The 16,630-nt window shown below is 35.2% G+C and carries 11 protein-coding genes, 1 pseudogene and 3 other annotated features; of the genes and pseudogenes, 2 read left to right on the forward strand and 10 right to left on the reverse strand.

The genetic code is table 11. From position 1 onward, the window contains the following. Nucleotides 1–16: 16 nt before the first annotated feature. From tyrA to ACLBWW_RS14115, 5 genes are all read right to left on the reverse strand, one after another. The gene (tyrA, locus tag ACLBWW_RS14095; protein ID WP_048547887.1) at nucleotides 17–1,117 is read right to left on the reverse strand and encodes a prephenate dehydrogenase; all 1,101 of its coding nucleotides are present in this window, start codon (nucleotides 1,115–1,117) and stop codon (nucleotides 17–19) included. Beyond that, nucleotides 1,110–2,210 (reverse strand): histidinol-phosphate transaminase, encoded by a 1,101-nt coding sequence (gene hisC / locus ACLBWW_RS14100; protein WP_048547578.1) that lies wholly within the window; start codon nucleotides 2,208–2,210, stop codon nucleotides 1,110–1,112. The genes tyrA and hisC overlap by 8 nt, the downstream gene beginning before the upstream one ends. A gap of 18 nt (nucleotides 2,211–2,228) precedes the next feature. Further along, complete coding sequence (gene aroC, locus ACLBWW_RS14105; RefSeq protein ID WP_048547580.1) at nucleotides 2,229–3,401, reverse strand: chorismate synthase; 1,173 nt, start codon at nucleotides 3,399–3,401, stop codon at nucleotides 2,229–2,231. A 53-nt stretch (nucleotides 3,402–3,454) separates the two neighbouring features. Continuing rightward, nucleotides 3,455–3,674 (reverse strand) — a binding site (T-box leader). A 9-nt stretch (nucleotides 3,675–3,683) separates the two neighbouring features. Then, entirely contained in the window at nucleotides 3,684–4,760 is a 1,077-nt protein-coding gene (locus ACLBWW_RS14110; RefSeq protein WP_001273578.1) for a bifunctional 3-deoxy-7-phosphoheptulonate synthase/chorismate mutase, read from the reverse strand. Nucleotides 4,761–4,954: 194 nt separating this feature from the next. Beyond that, nucleotides 4,955–5,190, reverse strand: a binding site (T-box leader). 54 nt (nucleotides 5,191–5,244) lie between these two features. Next, nucleotides 5,245–5,481: a binding site (T-box leader), on the reverse strand. A 107-nt stretch (nucleotides 5,482–5,588) separates the two neighbouring features. Next, nucleotides 5,589–9,068, reverse strand: coding sequence for a DUF4020 domain-containing protein (locus ACLBWW_RS14115; RefSeq protein WP_048547582.1), 3,480 nt, complete (start codon nucleotides 9,066–9,068; stop codon nucleotides 5,589–5,591). Between the two features lie 181 nt (nucleotides 9,069–9,249). Here ACLBWW_RS14115 and ACLBWW_RS14120 point away from each other — a divergent pair, with 181 nt between their 5' ends. Continuing rightward, nucleotides 9,250–9,687 carry a YndM family protein gene (locus tag ACLBWW_RS14120; RefSeq protein WP_048547584.1) on the forward strand — a complete coding sequence of 146 codons (438 nt, stop codon included), beginning with the start codon at nucleotides 9,250–9,252 and terminating at the stop codon, nucleotides 9,685–9,687. Nucleotides 9,688–10,075: 388 nt separating this feature from the next. Here ACLBWW_RS14120 and ACLBWW_RS14125 read toward each other — a convergent pair whose 3' ends face one another. From ACLBWW_RS14125 to ACLBWW_RS14145, 5 genes and pseudogenes are all read right to left on the reverse strand, one after another. Further along, complete coding sequence (locus tag ACLBWW_RS14125; RefSeq protein WP_048547586.1) at nucleotides 10,076–11,905, reverse strand: ABC transporter ATP-binding protein; 1,830 nt, start codon at nucleotides 11,903–11,905, stop codon at nucleotides 10,076–10,078. Then, nucleotides 11,898–13,661, reverse strand: coding sequence for an ABC transporter ATP-binding protein (locus tag ACLBWW_RS14130; protein WP_048547588.1), 1,764 nt, complete (start codon nucleotides 13,659–13,661; stop codon nucleotides 11,898–11,900). Before ACLBWW_RS14130 ends, ACLBWW_RS14125 begins: the two co-directional genes overlap by 8 nt. Nucleotides 13,662–13,766: 105 nt before the next feature. Continuing rightward, nucleotides 13,767–14,390, reverse strand: a complete 624-nt coding sequence (locus ACLBWW_RS14135; RefSeq protein WP_048547590.1) for a TetR/AcrR family transcriptional regulator — start codon at nucleotides 14,388–14,390, stop codon at nucleotides 13,767–13,769. A 324-nt stretch (nucleotides 14,391–14,714) separates the two neighbouring features. Then, nucleotides 14,715–15,239, reverse strand: a complete 525-nt coding sequence (locus tag ACLBWW_RS14140) for a cysteine hydrolase family protein (RefSeq protein ID WP_048547889.1) — start codon at nucleotides 15,237–15,239, stop codon at nucleotides 14,715–14,717. 15 nt (nucleotides 15,240–15,254) lie between these two features. Next, nucleotides 15,255–15,788, reverse strand: a pseudogene (locus ACLBWW_RS14145) (GNAT family N-acetyltransferase); the annotation flags it as partial. Between the two features lie 219 nt (nucleotides 15,789–16,007). Here ACLBWW_RS14145 and ACLBWW_RS14150 point away from each other — a divergent pair. Continuing rightward, entirely contained in the window at nucleotides 16,008–16,526 is a 519-nt protein-coding gene (locus ACLBWW_RS14150) for a kinase (RefSeq protein WP_048547592.1), read from the forward strand. Nucleotides 16,527–16,630: the final 104 nt, after the last annotated feature.

Consider the following 16,630-nt stretch of genomic DNA (forward strand, 5'->3'; position numbering starts at 1 on the left):
GTTTTCACCTTCTCATTTAAATTGTTTCATAAGTTTGGTATTTTTCTTCTCTAAGCGCTAGCTTTGCTTTCATACGATCTTCTTCTCTTTGGAAGCTAATACGTAATACCCCAAGCAACCCTTCACGTGCTTCTAATATTTGCAAGTTCGTAATACTAATTTCTTCACGTGCCAAAATACTCGTAATATGAGCCAATGCCCCTACTTTATCTAAAACATCGACGTATAAGTCGTGATAGGCAGGAATTGCCCCTCTCTTTCGTACTGGTAAAGAGTCACGGTATTCTTTCGCGTCTGCAAAATAGTTTTGGATCTCGCCTGCATCTCCGGTAGAAACTGTATCATATAAATCTTCCATTTCAGAGATCCACTCTTTTAATAATACCATTAAATGCTCGCGATTTTGCTTAACAATATCACTCCACATTTTTGGGCTACTGGATGCGATACGTGTAATGTCTTTAAACCCTCCGGCAGCTAGTTGATGAATGAGTGGATTATCTCCTGCATGTTTCTCCACTTGCTTTACTAATCCAGCTGCGATAAGATGCGGAAAATGACTAACGATCCCTGTTACATAATCATGTTCCTCTGTATTTAGAACGAGAAAATGAGATCCTGTTCCTTGTAACCAACACTTCAGTTCTTCCACATGTTCATTTGGCACATGATTCATCGGCGTTAAAATATAAAATGCATTTTCAAATAAATGTGCTTTTGCACTTTCAACTCCCGTTTTATGAGAACCTGCCATCGGATGTCCACCAATGAAAGATACTTCCTTTGAAAATAAAGCTTCCGCTTCATTCATGATCGTCCCTTTTGTACTACCAACATCTGTTACAATAACATCTTCTCGTAAATGAAATGACGCTAATTTGTGTAATAACTTCTTCGTTTCTTCAACTGGAGAAGCAAACACAATTAAATGCGCCTCTTCACATGCATGCTGTAAATCTACTGCTACTTCATCTACTACATGTAATTCTTTTGCACGCTCTACTTGTTCTTGAAATATATCATAACCTGTTATCGTTACATCGTGCTCTTTCTTAATTGCTAATGCGAGAGAGCCTCCGATTAAACCAGTTCCAATTAAAACTACATTTTTACGCATTTTCCTCATCTCGAGACTTTCTTTTTTTATTTTCAAAGTGTTGTTTTAACACTAAAATCACTCCTTCATTTTGCTCCCTTGTTCCGACTGTAATACGGATACCATTTGGGAACGGACGAATAATAAATCCTGCGTGTGCACAAGCTTCATAAATCTCCCCAGCATTCCCAACTGGCAAGAAGATGAAATTTGTTTGCGATGGATAAAACGGAATTTCATTTTCCCTACAAAAGCTTTCGTATTGTTGTAATCCCTCTGTATTCACACGAACTATTTCCTCAATAAACTCGTCATCACCAAAAGCAATCGTCGCTGCTTTTTGCGCTAATGAAGATACGTTAAATGGCAAACGTACGACATTTAATTTCTCGATTAGCTCTTCCTGTCCAATTGCATATCCAACGCGGAAAGAAGCTAATCCGTACGCTTTAGAAAATGTTCTAAGTACAAGAATGTTTTTATGTTTTTCTAAAAGCGGTAATGTCTCTGGGAAATCCTTTGCTGTTACGTATTCATAGTACGCTTCATCAATGACAATTAACGTATTTTCACTAATACCTTCTATAAATTGAGTCAATTTTCGATCATTCACATATGTGCCTGTCGGGTTGTTCGGATTACAAATCCATACGATTTTCGTCTTATTATTTATTGCTGACGAAATTTCGTCTAAATCGTATACACCGTTATTTAAAGGGATTTCTTTCACTTCACAACCTTCAATAATTGCATGATGACGGTACTGCGGGAATGTTGCACCAGCCGTTACGATGTTATCTCCTGCTTTAAGTACTGCACGGCTTATTATTTGAATGACTTCATCTAAACCACTACCGCAAAGTATTTGTTCCATTTGAACATGTAACTTATTTGCAATTGTTTGACGGAGTGCTGTAGCACCTCCGTCAGGATATAAAGCATGTTCCAACCACGATTTTTGCAACTCATCTAAAACACGTGGTGAGCAGCCGAATGGATTTTCATTTGATGCTAATTTGACAAATGAATGATCTCCGTACACTTCTTTCATTTGTTCAGGTGATTTACCTGGTTTATATGGTTGTAATGATGATAGTTGATCTTTTACTTGCATGTTAAAACCACCTTTTTATTAAAATTCTTTTGCGTATTTATTATGTTGCGTAATGTTTTGCTGAATTAAATCCATACGATCTTTTCCGAATTGTTCGACTAGTGCATGTGCAAGTTCCCATGCTACAACAGATTCAGCTACTACACCTGCTGCTGGTACTGCACAACTATCAGATCTTTCAATACTTGCTTGGAATGCTTCTTTCGTATCAATGTCAACACTTGCTAACGGTTTATATAATGTAGGTATTGGCTTCATAACACCTCTTACGACAATTGGCATTCCTGTTGTCATACCGCCTTCTAAACCGCCGGCATTATTCGTTTTTCTCGTGTATCCATTTTCTTCATCCCATAATATTTCATCGTGTACTTTACTTCCTGGCTGTCTTGCTGCTTCAAAACCAACGCCAATTTCAGCACCTTTAAATGCATTAATACTCATAATTGCACCAGCAAGTTTTGCATCTAATTTACGATCGTAATGAACGTAACTACCAACGCCAATTGGCATACCTTCTGCAATGACTTCAACAATACCGCCGATTGAATCCCCACTACTTTTAGCGTTATCTATTGCATCCATCATCTCTTGTTCTACTTCTTTATCTAAACATCGAACTGGTGAATTTTCAGTAATCGTTTGAATTTCTTCTATTGGTAAGTTTGAAATTCGTTTCGCTTGTACCCCACCAATTTCAAGAACATGCCCTGCAATTTCTACGCCTAATTCTTTCAAAATCTGTTTCGCAACTGCACCAGCAGCTACACGAACTGTCGTTTCTCTTGCAGATGAGCGCTCTAATACGTTTCTTATATCACGATGTCCATATTTAATTGCACCGTTTAAATCTGCATGTCCTGGACGTGGTTTTGTAATTGTACGTTTCATATCTTTACTTTCTTTTTCCGAAATTGGCTCTGCACCCATTACTTTCGTCCAATGTTTGAAATCATCATTTTTAACGATTAACGTTATTGGTGAGCCAAGTGTCATCCCATGACGAACACCACTTACAATTTCAACTGTATCAGTTTCTATTTGCATGCGTCTTCCGCGTCCGTGCCCTTTTTGTCTTCTTAATAATTCTTTATTAATATGTTCCGATGTTAATGTTAAACCTGCTGGTACACCTTCTAAAATAACTGTTAACTGTGGTCCATGTGATTCTCCAGCTGTAATGTATCTCATTTCTCTTGCCCCTTTACTATTTTTTTGTACAAAAAAGTCCCTACTGAGCGCTCAGTAGGGACGATGTTTATCGCGGTACCACCCTAGTTGTAGACAACTATCGTCTACCTCTCTTCTTCTGTAACGATCGTTTGACCGTCTTTCCCTCCAAAAGTTGGCGGAAAAGATGCTCCAAGGCTGTAATTCATGCTTACCTTTGTACTGATTCACACCGACCATCAGCTCTCTTTAACAGTGAGATAAGCACTACTGTTTCCTCTTCAGCGCATATATGATATGGAATTAAGATAATTTATTTTTGAAACCTTTTAACTCATCCATGAATCTATGGAATTCTGGAATATCCATTTGTTGTGCAGAATCTGATAATGCAACCGCTGGGTCTGGGTGTACTTCAGCCATTACTGCATCTGCGCCAATTGCAAGTGCTGCTTTCGCTGTTGGTAATAATAAATCTCTGCGTCCAGTTGAATGCGTTACGTCAACGATTACTGGTAAATGTGTTTCTTTCTTTAAAATCGGTACTGCTGAAATGTCTAATGTGTTACGTGTCGCTCTTTCGTATGTGCGGATACCACGCTCACATAGAATAATTTGGTCGTTACCTTGTGCAATGATGTACTCAGCTGCGTTAATGAACTCATCAATTGTTGCTGCTAATCCACGTTTTAATAATACTGGCTTGTTAACTTTACCTACAGCTCGTAATAAATCGAAGTTTTGCATGTTACGTGCACCAACTTGAATTACATCAACGTAGTCTAATGCCATTTCAACATCGTTCGGATTTAAGATTTCACTAATGATCGCTAGGTCGAACTCATCTGCTACTTGGCGTAAAATTTGTAATCCTTCTACTCCCAAACCTTGGAAGTCGTATGGAGATGTTCTTGGTTTGAAAGCACCACCGCGCATTAATTTTAGACCTTGGTCTTTCATCGCTTGCCCTACTTGGCGAACTTGCTCTAAGCTTTCTACCGCACAAGGTCCCATGATGAACGTTTGTGTTCCGTTTCCAATCAATTCACCTTTCACATTAACGATTGTATTTTCTTGTTTCTTTTTACGTGATACTAGTAATGCTTTACGGTTATCATCTTCTTGTAATTCTAAGCTAGCTTTGAAGATTGTTTTGAAAATGTGTTGAACTGTTGACGTTTCGAATGGTCCTTCGTTATGCTCTGCGATCATATCAAGTACTTCACGCTCACGTACTGGATCAAAACGTTTCGTACCTTGTACTTGCTTTTGCTCCCCAATTTTTTGAACGATTTCACCACGTTTGTTTAAAAGGTGTAATAGTTGTAAGTTAATTTCATCTACCTGTTTACGTAATTGATCTAATTCATGATTTGCCATTTGGAAATCCTCCTCTAATGTTTTAAAAGTATAGTAAGAGAATGAAAAATTCTCTATTTTCTGAACTGATAAATTATACAAAATTTAAGTGGAATCGATACCTCTTCTTATTTTAAACGAATACTTACTATAAGGACACTATCAACTCAATCAAAACCCACTTTTTTGTACAAAAAATCCCTACTGATCCAATCAGTAGGGACGATATTTATCGCGGTACCACCCTAGTTGTAGACTTATTTCGTCTACCTCTCTTCATTTTTAACGATCATCTGACCGTCTTTCCCTTCATAAAGACAATACTATCTTTACTACGAAAAAGATGCTCTAGGACTGTAATTCGCTCTTGTTTTTGTACTGGTTCGCACCAACCACCAGCTCTCTGTTACAGGGAAACAACAACTACTGCTTTTCCTTTCAACGCATATATATTTAATTTTCAAGTTAGACCACTAAAATACAAAAAGTCCCTACTGAATAAATCAGTAGGGACGATATTTATCGCGGTACCACCCTAGTTGTAGACTAACTTTCCGTCTACCTCTCTTCACTGTTAACGATCAATTGACCGCTTTTTCTTCATAAAGACAATACTATCTTTACTACGAAAAAGATGCTCCAAGACTGTAATTCATGATTATCCCTGTACTGGTTCACACCAACCACCAGCTCTCTGTTACAGTAAGACTAACCACTACTGTGATCTCTTCATTGCACTTTGTTTATTCAAATGTTTTTGAAATTGAATAAGTATGATTCGTATTATAGAACGCTTTTCAAAACACTGTCAACAACTTTTTATATTTTTTTTGAAATTCCACTTCCACCCTACATTTCTTCTTGTAAATTCTCCATAACAATTCCGATGCGAATTATCTCATTATCTATTGCATTTAATACATATTTTTCTACTCCATACTGGATTAATATTTCTTTTATTTGAATGATTTCAGTTTCAAGTAAATCGGCTTCTTGAAGCGTTTGTAGTAAAGTGAAAAATACATTTGCATACAATTCTTTATACATTTTTATACTCTCTGTCTTTTCAAGTATTTCATTAAACAACTGTTTTAACTCTGTTTGATTCCCTTTTCCAACCAAACCTGAAAATGTTTTCATTATAGATAATCCTCTTTCTACTATTTCATCCATAAATAAAATAATACGCAAAAGCATTACATATTCTCTAGCTGTGATTTCACCCATTTTCGGTCGCTCTCGCAAAAATACACTGAGCCAAGATGCCCAAAATTTTTGTTGTTCTTTTGCACTTAACGTTTTGACGTAATAGCATAAAAACTGCATAAATTTAATTTTATTTTCTTCATTTTCTTGTATAAGTAACGGGTATAACCAATCTGTTTTTTGTTCCCAATATAGTACACATTTAATAAATACAAAACTGAGCCATTTCAAGAAAGCTTCCCTCGTATGCGGATGTAATACTTCCAAATGTTCTACCGCATACTTAATAAATCGTTTCATTTCTGTAAATAAAGGTAAATTGATTTGCGTGTAACATAAACCTGCCCATGCATATTTCGTAATCTCATTTTCTTTCTTTAAATCTAAGCATGGCAACAAATATTTTCGGCACCATTGCTTCTCAATATGATAAAGAAATGTAACATCTGCTACTAAACGAGCTAACATAAAATTTGTCCGTACTTTACTAACTCTTACTTGTTCTTCAAATAAAAATAAATATTCATATACATTACGATCGTATAAATGATCATATGATAACAGTTTTAATAATACAGCTGTCATTTTCCCAACAGGATGCTGGATCGATTCATTGTAAAAGTCTTGTTTTCCAAGCTTAAAATCTGTATCACTTTTCATTACTTGAGGGAATACCGAAAAAGCAAAACGTTTCACACTGCGTATACTATTTTCCTCTAACTCTTCTAATCGATTACTAATCTCATATAGAAAGCTACTAATTAACCAATGAAAAGCAGTATTTCTAACAAATTTCTGTAATAGCGGAATTACTTTTTGGATTTGTTCATTTGTCAATCCTCGGTTATTTCGCCACTCTCTAATACAAACAAACCATACTTCATTACTTATTTCGTGCATACCAACTAATTGATAGGCAAATGAAATACTCCATTCTGTATTCAACTTACATGCTTTCGATAACATCTCTAAAAAATGGCGTTGTTCAAAAACACCATCTTGAGAAAATTGACGAACTTGCTTCATAATTTCATTGTCTTTCAACTGCAATAATCCATCAGCAGTTACATTACAAGTAATACTTTGATCTGCCGTCTCTTTCTTTTGTACACTATATCGATCAGAATGAAAGTGAGGATGTTTTTGCTTCATTAACTCATAACCTTTTGCTGTAGATGGACTATTCGAATCACAAGTGAATAATAAATCTAAAACTAGACAAGCATCAAATGCTCTCTCCTCTGCAAGGTCCTTCAATACAATTTGAATAACCTCTTCCTTTGTTTTTTCTAAAGAGTGTGCGAAATGATTTTTTATAAGTTGAAAAACTTCGTGTTTATACGTGATATCTAAAAGAAGTCCTTCCTGTAACAACCATTTCATTTTGGCATCGGCGCTAACGAATATATTTTTATTCATCGCATCAATTGCAATTCGGTTCTGAAGCATGCTGTTTGCTTCTATCATTTCTGTAATATAATAATTTGCTTTTTTTTCATTATTTTCACACAAATAGGCTAAACACTCTTTTACAATTTGAATTAAAAATGCAAGATCATTTTGCTGAAACTCTTTTTCAACATTTTCCTTATCCTTTTTTTTCAGTGCCGTTTGTCGTAGTGATAACATTCGCATCTTCTCTATTCCCATCATCATAATTGGTACGGCGTAATAGGAAATATGGGGTTTCATCTTCTCATTCCAAATTTGCTCCACATAAGAAAATGTAGACACTGGTAAACGACTCGATTCCTCAAGTTCTATTGATTCTTGCGTATCATTTCCCCATTTTCTTTCCCGCTTCAATTTCAGTTTTCCGTCCAAAATAAACGTTAGTAATAATAAAGCAATTTCTTTATGCTCAGGAAAAGAACATTTTTGCAGTAAGCAAGAAATTTTTTCAATAGATCTACTATCTTTTTCAGCTGTTTCTAATAAAAGAAGTGTCCATCTTGCAAACAACAACGGGTCCATTTTAATTTTCGTTTCGTTTAAGTAGCTACAAATTGTTCTCCATAATAACGGAGATATTTTAGAATGATTTTTAAAAATTAATTGAAATAATTCTTTTTGATGACTAAAAAGAAATTGTTCCACCAACCATTCTGCAAGTAATTCATCTACCTCATTATCGTTTGATGTAACTAAAAATAAATTTTGTAATTTCCCTTCCGCTTCAAGCCATTCCACCCATTCATAATCGTGAGCAAATTCAACAAAGTAGCGGACTGTTTCAATTTTTTTTATGGATTGTTTTATGTATGATAATTGTTCCTGCTCTACTGACGGTGGAACTGTAACTATGTCACGAATTCGCATTCGTTTTGTAATATAATTATCTCCCATTAATTCTGCCCATCGCTTCACTGCTTTAACAAGAGATTGATGATTATTACCTTTATTCGGGTATACAATCGGCCGTATTCCTAAATGCTCCCAATGGTACGTATTTTCCCCTTGTGCAACAAATGCATAACGCCTTGTACTTGGCGGTAAACCAGTAGCCAAATATTTCATTACTGGGTCATTATGGCTATATCCAACGAATAAAACAGTATAATTCGAGAATAAATCAACTAAAAACCTTCTTGCCCAGCCTTCGGTCAAGTAAGCCCTTCCAAAATCACCATCTGTTAAAATTAAAGCTTCTTTCTCTTGTTCTATATTGCCATGTATGTAAGCGAGTCCTTTAAACGCTCTACCTGTAGGTAACGCAGGTGCGTAATATACGTTTAATTCTCTATTCATTTCTTTCATCGCAGTTGTAAAATGCCGATCAAAATTTGTCGTGACAATGCGGACTTCCGTATCTAAAGGAAACAACCTCGGAATCGCATAATGAAGCGGATTCGGCTTTGATTTTTCAATATGAACTAAATCTCTTGCAACTTGATGTATATCTTTTGTTTTCGCAATTTTACCAAGATAATAATCATGAGGTTCTGTTATTTCACGCGTTTCTACATATAACGTTTTCGCAATCTCATCAACTAGATCATCAAAATTCGGTAAGTTTGATTTCCCTTTCATAGAAACTCCCGCTCCAACAAATAGTACTAACTTTCCTTGTTCAAGATGATCAATTAACTCCTCTGGAATTTCTACTTCTGAAGTAATCCACATCATGGATTCCCCCTTACCTAAAAATGTCATATACTCTCATTTTACTATAACATTTTTTCTTTGTTTTTTTAATATTTAGACAAAAAAACGAACATGAAAAAGTTTTATGTAAATATATTCGTTACAATGTATGAACTCCTAAATTTATTGTAAAACTATGTATAAATCGGAGGTGTAAATATTGAATGGTTTTACTGTAGTACTTATCAAATTTATATCGTGCATTATCGCATTTAGTATTGGACTCGCTTTATTTTTCCCTGCAACGTTCGTCCAAATTATTTCATTTAGTCTCTTTGTTACAATCGTTTCCTATATGTTCGTCGATAAAATCATATTAAACCGAATAGGCAATACCGGTGCCATTATATCGGATTTCTTACTAACGTATTTAAGCGTATGGATTTTCGGTAATATTTTATTAGACAATTACATGCAAATTGCATGGGGTAGTTTCCTTTCCGCTACTGTCTTTACATTATCTGAAGTAATCGTTCATCGCTTTTCTAACTCACACACAAGGCACAACAATGATAACATTCATATTAATCGCCGCTTTGCATATGGTACGGAATTTGCTGAAGAACAGAATGTATTGGATAAAGATAAGAAGAAATAACATTTTGATGCAGGGGCGCCCTTTTTAATTATGTGGTGCTCCTTTTTCTATACTCTAAATTCGGTACATGAAATTATCAAAGCGCTTATTTATATACTGAGGCAACATGTATTACTTTTGCTTTAAATTATAATCACATTCTTCAGCAATTGGATCCTAACTTCGTTTGCCATTTCCATAATAATGTACGGTTTTCCCTTTTCCCATCTATATACTTTGGAAATGAGATTATATTTTTCTCCATGAAAATATCCCCTTCAAGTATAGTGTAACATTCCACATTGAAAATGTAGTTTTTCACACTATCTCCTTTAAGGGGATAATCAACCTTTATTATTTATTAACTCGTGCTGCTTTTTCTCGGTTTAAAACAAAACCATTTCGATTTTTAAGATGCATCTTCAAACTGACTATTGTATAAATCCGCATAAAATCCTTTTTCAGCAATTAACTCTTCGTGATTACCACTTTCAATAATATCTCCGTCTTTCATAACCAAAATCAAATCGGCATTTCTAATTGTTGAAAGTCTGTGTGCAATAACAAATGATGTTTTACCCACCATCAATTTATCCATCGCTTCTTGAATAAGCGCTTCAGTACGAGTGTCAACGGAACTAGTAGCCTCATCTAAAATAAGTAACGGTGCTTTTTTTACCATGGCCCTTGCAATAGTAAGCAGCTGTTTTTGCCCTACAGATAAGCTCGCTTTATCATTTAAAGCTGTATCGTAACCTTTAGGCAAAGTTCTAATAAAATGGTCCAAACCTACTGCCTTACAAGCCGCAACTACTTCTTCATCAGTTACTTCTACTTTGTTATAAATTATATTTTCCTTAATCGTACCTTCAAATAACCAAGTATCTTGCAACACCATACAAAATAGATCATGAACATTTTTACGAGTAATCGAATTAGTCGGTACATCCTCAATTTTTATTTCACCGCTATCAACTTCATAGAAACGCATAAGGAGGTTAACAAGCGTTGTTTTCCCTGCACCGGTAGGTCCAACAATTGCAACTTTTTGGCCGGCTTTGATATGAGCAGAGAAATCTTTAATAATAAGCTTCTCTTTCGTATATCCAAACTTAACATTTTTAAATTCCACATTACCTTTGACATCATTGGCATTTAATATAGTTTCTTTGTCACTTTCGTCTTCAAGCTCATCTTCGTCTAAGAATTCAAATACACGTTCGCTTGCTGCAGCAGTTGACTGCAAACTTGTTGCTGCCTGTGCTAACTGAGACAATGGCTGTGTAAATAAACGAATATAAACCATAAATGAAACGATAACACCAAATGTAATGGTACCTTTCATCGCTAGTGTAGCACCTACTACACAAACAACAACATATCCCAAATTTCCAATAAAGATCATAAGGGGCATCATCATCCCTGACATAAACTGTGATCTCCACGCACTTTTAAACAAGCTTTCATTGATTTTATTAAATTGTTGCTTCGCTTCTTTATCGCCGTTATAAACCTTCACTATATCATGCCCTGAGTAAATTTCTTCAATATGCCCATTCATTCTACCAAGGTCTTTCTGCTGGCGTATGAAATATTTTTGTGATTTGGATATGATGAAAATCATTAATACAAATCCAACTGCCGTTGCAGCAATAGCCGAAAGTGTCATCGTAACATTAATTGAGAACATCATAATTAAAGACCCTAGGAACATAACGACCGCTGTCACTAACGAACCAACACTTTGATTTAAAGTCTGACCAATCATATCTACATCGTTTGTGACACGACTTAATACATCTCCATAGGTCGTAGAGTCAAAATATTTTAATGGTAATTTATCGATTTTGTCAGCAATATCCGTACGTAATCGTTTGGATACTCGCTGAGTAATAGTGGCCATAATAAACGACTGAATATAGCTGAAAATAAAACTCAGTCCGTACAAAATAGCAAGAAGTAGAGCAATATTTCCTATTGCCGTAATATCAATCTTACCTGCCATACCCTCCGTAATTAAATCAGTTATTTCACTAAGCATATCGGGCCCAATGATAGTAAAAATGGTTCCTACAGCTGCCAATACAAGCGCAAAGACAATCGCTGGTAAATACGGTTTACAATAGGCAATTAACTTTCCCCACGGCTTTTTAAAGTTCTTTGGCTTTTCTCCAGGAGCTACCATTCCTCCTGGGCCACCGCTACTTTTTCGAGGACTATTTGTTTGATTATTACGCATTTCCCAGCTCCTCCTTCGATAGTTGTGAATAGGCAATTTCCTGATAAGTCTTACAAGTTTTCAACAATTCATCATGTGTTCCCATACCTACTATTTTACCTTCGTCAAGAACGATGATTTTGTCAGCATCTTTAATCGTTCCAATTCGCTGTGCTACAATCAAGGTCGTCGCACCTTTCGTTTCTTTTTTCAAGGTAGAACGAAGCTGATGATCTGTTTTATAATCTAGTGCAGAGAACGAATCATCAAAAATAAAGATTTCAGGATTTTTGCTTACTGCTCTTGCAATAGAAAGGCGTTGTTTTTGTCCCCCAGAAAGGTTTGTACCGCCTTGGGCAATAGCAGCATTATATTCGCCATCCATTTTTTCTACAAATTCTTTTCCTTGGGCAATTTCCACCGCTTTTTTGATATCCTCATCTATCGGCAAGGTTTGGCCGTTATCACCATATGCCACATTGGATTTTACTGTACCTGAAAATAATACGGCTTTTTGAGACACATAACCAAACTTATTATGAAGGGCTTCTTGTGCATACTCTTTTACATTGATCCCGTCGACTATAACCTCTCCCTCAGAAACATCATAAAATCTTGGAATCAAATTAATCAGCGTACTTTTGCCACTACCAGTAGAGCCAATAAAAGCGACAGTTTCACCTTTATGTGCCGTAAAACTAATATCTTTCAAAACATATTCTCCTGCGTCAGGATATTTAAAGCTCACATTACGCAGTTCGATTTCACCTTCAACTCCCTTAGGCGACGCCTTCATCTCCCCATCCGTAATTGTCTGAGGGGTATCTAACACTTCATTAATACGTGCTGCAGATACTGAAGCACGCGGCAGCATAATAAACGTCATCGCTAATAACATAAACGCCATAACGACCTGCATTGCGTAAGACGAAAATACTACCATATCACTGAACAAACCGATTCGATCCATTCCACCTGCATTCATAATCAAATGAGCCCCAATCCAATAGATAGAAAGAGTTAAACCTGACATAATTAGACCCATACCCGGCTGCATAATGGCCATCAGGCGGTTAACCAAAAGATTTGTATCTGTTAAATCTTCATTTGCTTTTTCAAATTTTGCTTCTTGATACTCTTGTGCGTTATAGGCATGAACAACACGAATACCAGTTAAACCTTCTCTTGTTACTAGGTTCAGATTATCTGTCATTTTTTGGACTACTTTAAATTTCGGTAGCACAAAGATGATAATGCTGCCTATCATTACAAGCAAAGCAACGACTGCTACTCCTGTTGCCGCTGACCATTCCCAACTTTTACCTGTAATCTTCAAAATGGCCCAAACCGCAAGGATAGGAGCTTTAATCATAACTTGAAGACCCATTGCAACAGTCTGCTGTATTTGCGTTATATCATTAGTAGAACGAGTAATAAGACTTGCCGTTGAAAAACCATTAATTTCTTCCATAGAGAAAGATAACGTTTTGTTAAATACCCCTTTTCTCAATTCTTTTGAAAGGGAAGTTGCTACTCTCGCCGCAAAATAACCAACAACAACTGATAAAATCATACTGCCGAGAGCACATAAAAGCATCTTTCCTCCTGCTGCCCATATCTCGCTCGTTTCGCTACCCTTCGTCTGTACAAGGGTTGTAATTTCAGACATAAAATCTGGTAGCTTCAAATCTAACCACACTTGACCTGCAATGAACACAATACTAGCAACAATAAGTATCCATTCTTTTTGTTTTAAGTATTTAAATATTTTCAACATATTTACATTTCTCCTCATTTTTCGATAATATGCCAATGATATTGTGAAAAATAATTCTAAACAGAATTACCTTTTTAAATCCCTCACTTTTTTTGTGGATATCATTTAATTTTCCACCCTTTTATAGAGCCCTTTTTTTAGTAATGAAATTTCTAAAGTATAGTTTTCCACCGATTCATCGAATGGTATTTCCTTCGCAAAATTTTGAATAAGATTGTGAAAAGTCACCGCCGTGATAATCTTCATAACATGAAATATTTCTCGTTCTTCTGTAATATTTAATTTTTCTTTATTTATTAAGACCATGATTTCGGACAATCTATTTTTATGATTATCCTCGTTCATATTTCGAGTAAATGTATTTTCAACTTTATAATTCATATTTAAAAAGGCATTTCTAAAAAAATTTCGATTTTCTAGGTTTTTGAATTTTTCTAGCATATATTGGTACAATTCAATATATGAGTCAAATAAATCACCCTCATTTTCTTTTAATATTGAAATGAATTTTTCATTATCTCTTTTAGAATGATCATTTAATAAAAAGAAGAAAACATCTTCTTTATCCTCAAAATATTGATAAAAACTTCCCCTCGGTATTCCAGCGTCTTTAATAATATTAGAAATCGATGCTTCGAATAACGGAACTCTTGAAAATTCTTTCATCGCTGCCTGAATTAATAGTTCTTTTTTTTCTCTTTCTAAATTAAAAAATGTTTGTTTAGGCATTGTTATTCCTCCGATCAAATAAGTGACAACGTGTCACAATTAGGCGTAATCCAATACTATACGACAACGTGTCATACGTCAACGGAAAAATATGACACGTTGTCATACTTATTTAATTATTGTTTATCGGGAATCGCCTCATCTTTTTTATTTCTTAATACATAGAGTACCGAATGATAAAGAGACATATACTATAAAATATAACATCTGACACTACGAAGATTTAATGTATAAATCAATGTAACGTTTTATTTCTATCTTAATTTCACTTTAAAAATCCCAATAATAAAGAGGCCCCTCATATAGAGATGGCCCCATTCCTACTTATGCTTCTACCTTCAAATCGTTTAGTGAAACGACATCAGCAAACGCTCCAAACACTACGTTATGATGCTTCACAATGTCTTCAGCACGTAACACTTCTGTATCAAAAGTACTATGTGCATCACTCACTAACGTTACTTTATACCCTTCACTAAACGCTCTTCGCGTTGTCGTATCAACACAGTACTCTGTTTGCATCCCTGAAATAATAACGTGTTCAATTCCTTTTTCTTGTAACACTTCGCCTAAGTTTGTCTTATGGAATGAATCTGGCGTCGTCTTTTCAACGATACTGTCCCCTTCTTGCGGAGCAATCGCCGCATGTATTCCCCAACCATCTGTACCTTTTTCTAACGGATGACCTTTAGGCCCGTTATGTTGGACATAAATAACCGGAATATCATTTGAACGACATTCTCCAATAAGTTCTTGCAATGTTTGTAAAAACTTTTCCCCATTATGTACTGACATTCCAGCTGTATACATCCCCGCTTGCACATCAATTACAATTAATGCTTTTTTCATTTCGCGCAGCTCCCTTTGTTTGTATTCCATCATCCAACAATCTTCTAATTTCCCCTCATGCAGCTCATGTTCCTTTAATATCTTCACCTTTTTAAATCCGCATTTTTTATAACAGTTTATCGCGCGTTCATTATTTACTTTCGGATCCATTGCGATTGCTTCTGCTCCTGCGTTCTCCATAATATATGTAATTGCTGCCTGAACGAGTTTCGTTCCAATTCCTTTTTCCCAGTAAGTTGGCTCTCCAATAAATTGATCCATTCCCCATATATTTTGTGATTTTTCATAGCCATATAATGTTTTCCACTCAGAATCAACTGGATACATTTGAATGTAACCAATCGGCATTTCATCAAACTCTATTAAACATCTTTTTTCATGACTATTTGGATTATATATAAAATGATCAAGTACCATTTCTACAGATTGCGGATTATCTCGCCCTTCGTAATACTGCAGTACTTCTAGGTCTGTTAACCATTTTGAAATAATTGATGCATCCTCTTCTTTTACGTACCGAACCGATAGATTATCTTTTTGAAATAACATATAGTACCTCTTTTTAATTATTTATATTTTTTCTTGTTGTAAAATCTTTCATTGCCTCTAGATAGCGAAACCATGTCCGTTTCCATATAGGTTGTGCATTCTTTAATGTATCAGCCATCTAGCATCCTACTTTAAATATCCATCATATTGATTATACACTTTCTTTATTTTATTTGTTAAAATTTTCTATATAATCAATATTGTTTTGGGGAATACTTTATGTCTAATCCTATCCTTAAATCAACTTTAATCATTCTTAGAGGAAACTCCGCAAGTGGTAAAACAACAATCGCAAAAGAACTACAAGAACATTTCGGACAAGGTACACTTTTAGTATCACAAGATGTTGTACGTAGAGATATGCTAAGAGTCCACGATACGATAGGGAACTTATCACATGATTTACTATTTGAAATTACGAAGTATGGAAAAGGGAAATGTGATTTTATTATTTTAGAAGGTATTTTAAACAGTCGTAGATATGGTGATATGCTGAAAGAATTAATACATTTTTTTGAAGGAAACGTCTATACATATTACTTTGATTTATCGTTAAAAGAAACGATTCGACGACATAACACAAGGGACAAACGACATGAATTTGGTGAAGATTCCCTAGAAAAATGGTATACTCCGCACGATACAATTGAAGTTACCAGAGAAGCTATTTTTACAGATAACTTGACGCAAAAAGATATATTTGATGCGATTCTTAATGATGTTGTAATACGAAAATAAGACCGACAGAATATGTCAGTCTTATTTTCGTTATGTACTTTATATTTCAGTTTTTATAATTGAACAATCTTTACATATGAAAAAATAAAAGCCAGTCTCAATAA

The sequence above is a fragment of the Bacillus sp. M5A3_1b genome (genome assembly GCF_053345335.1).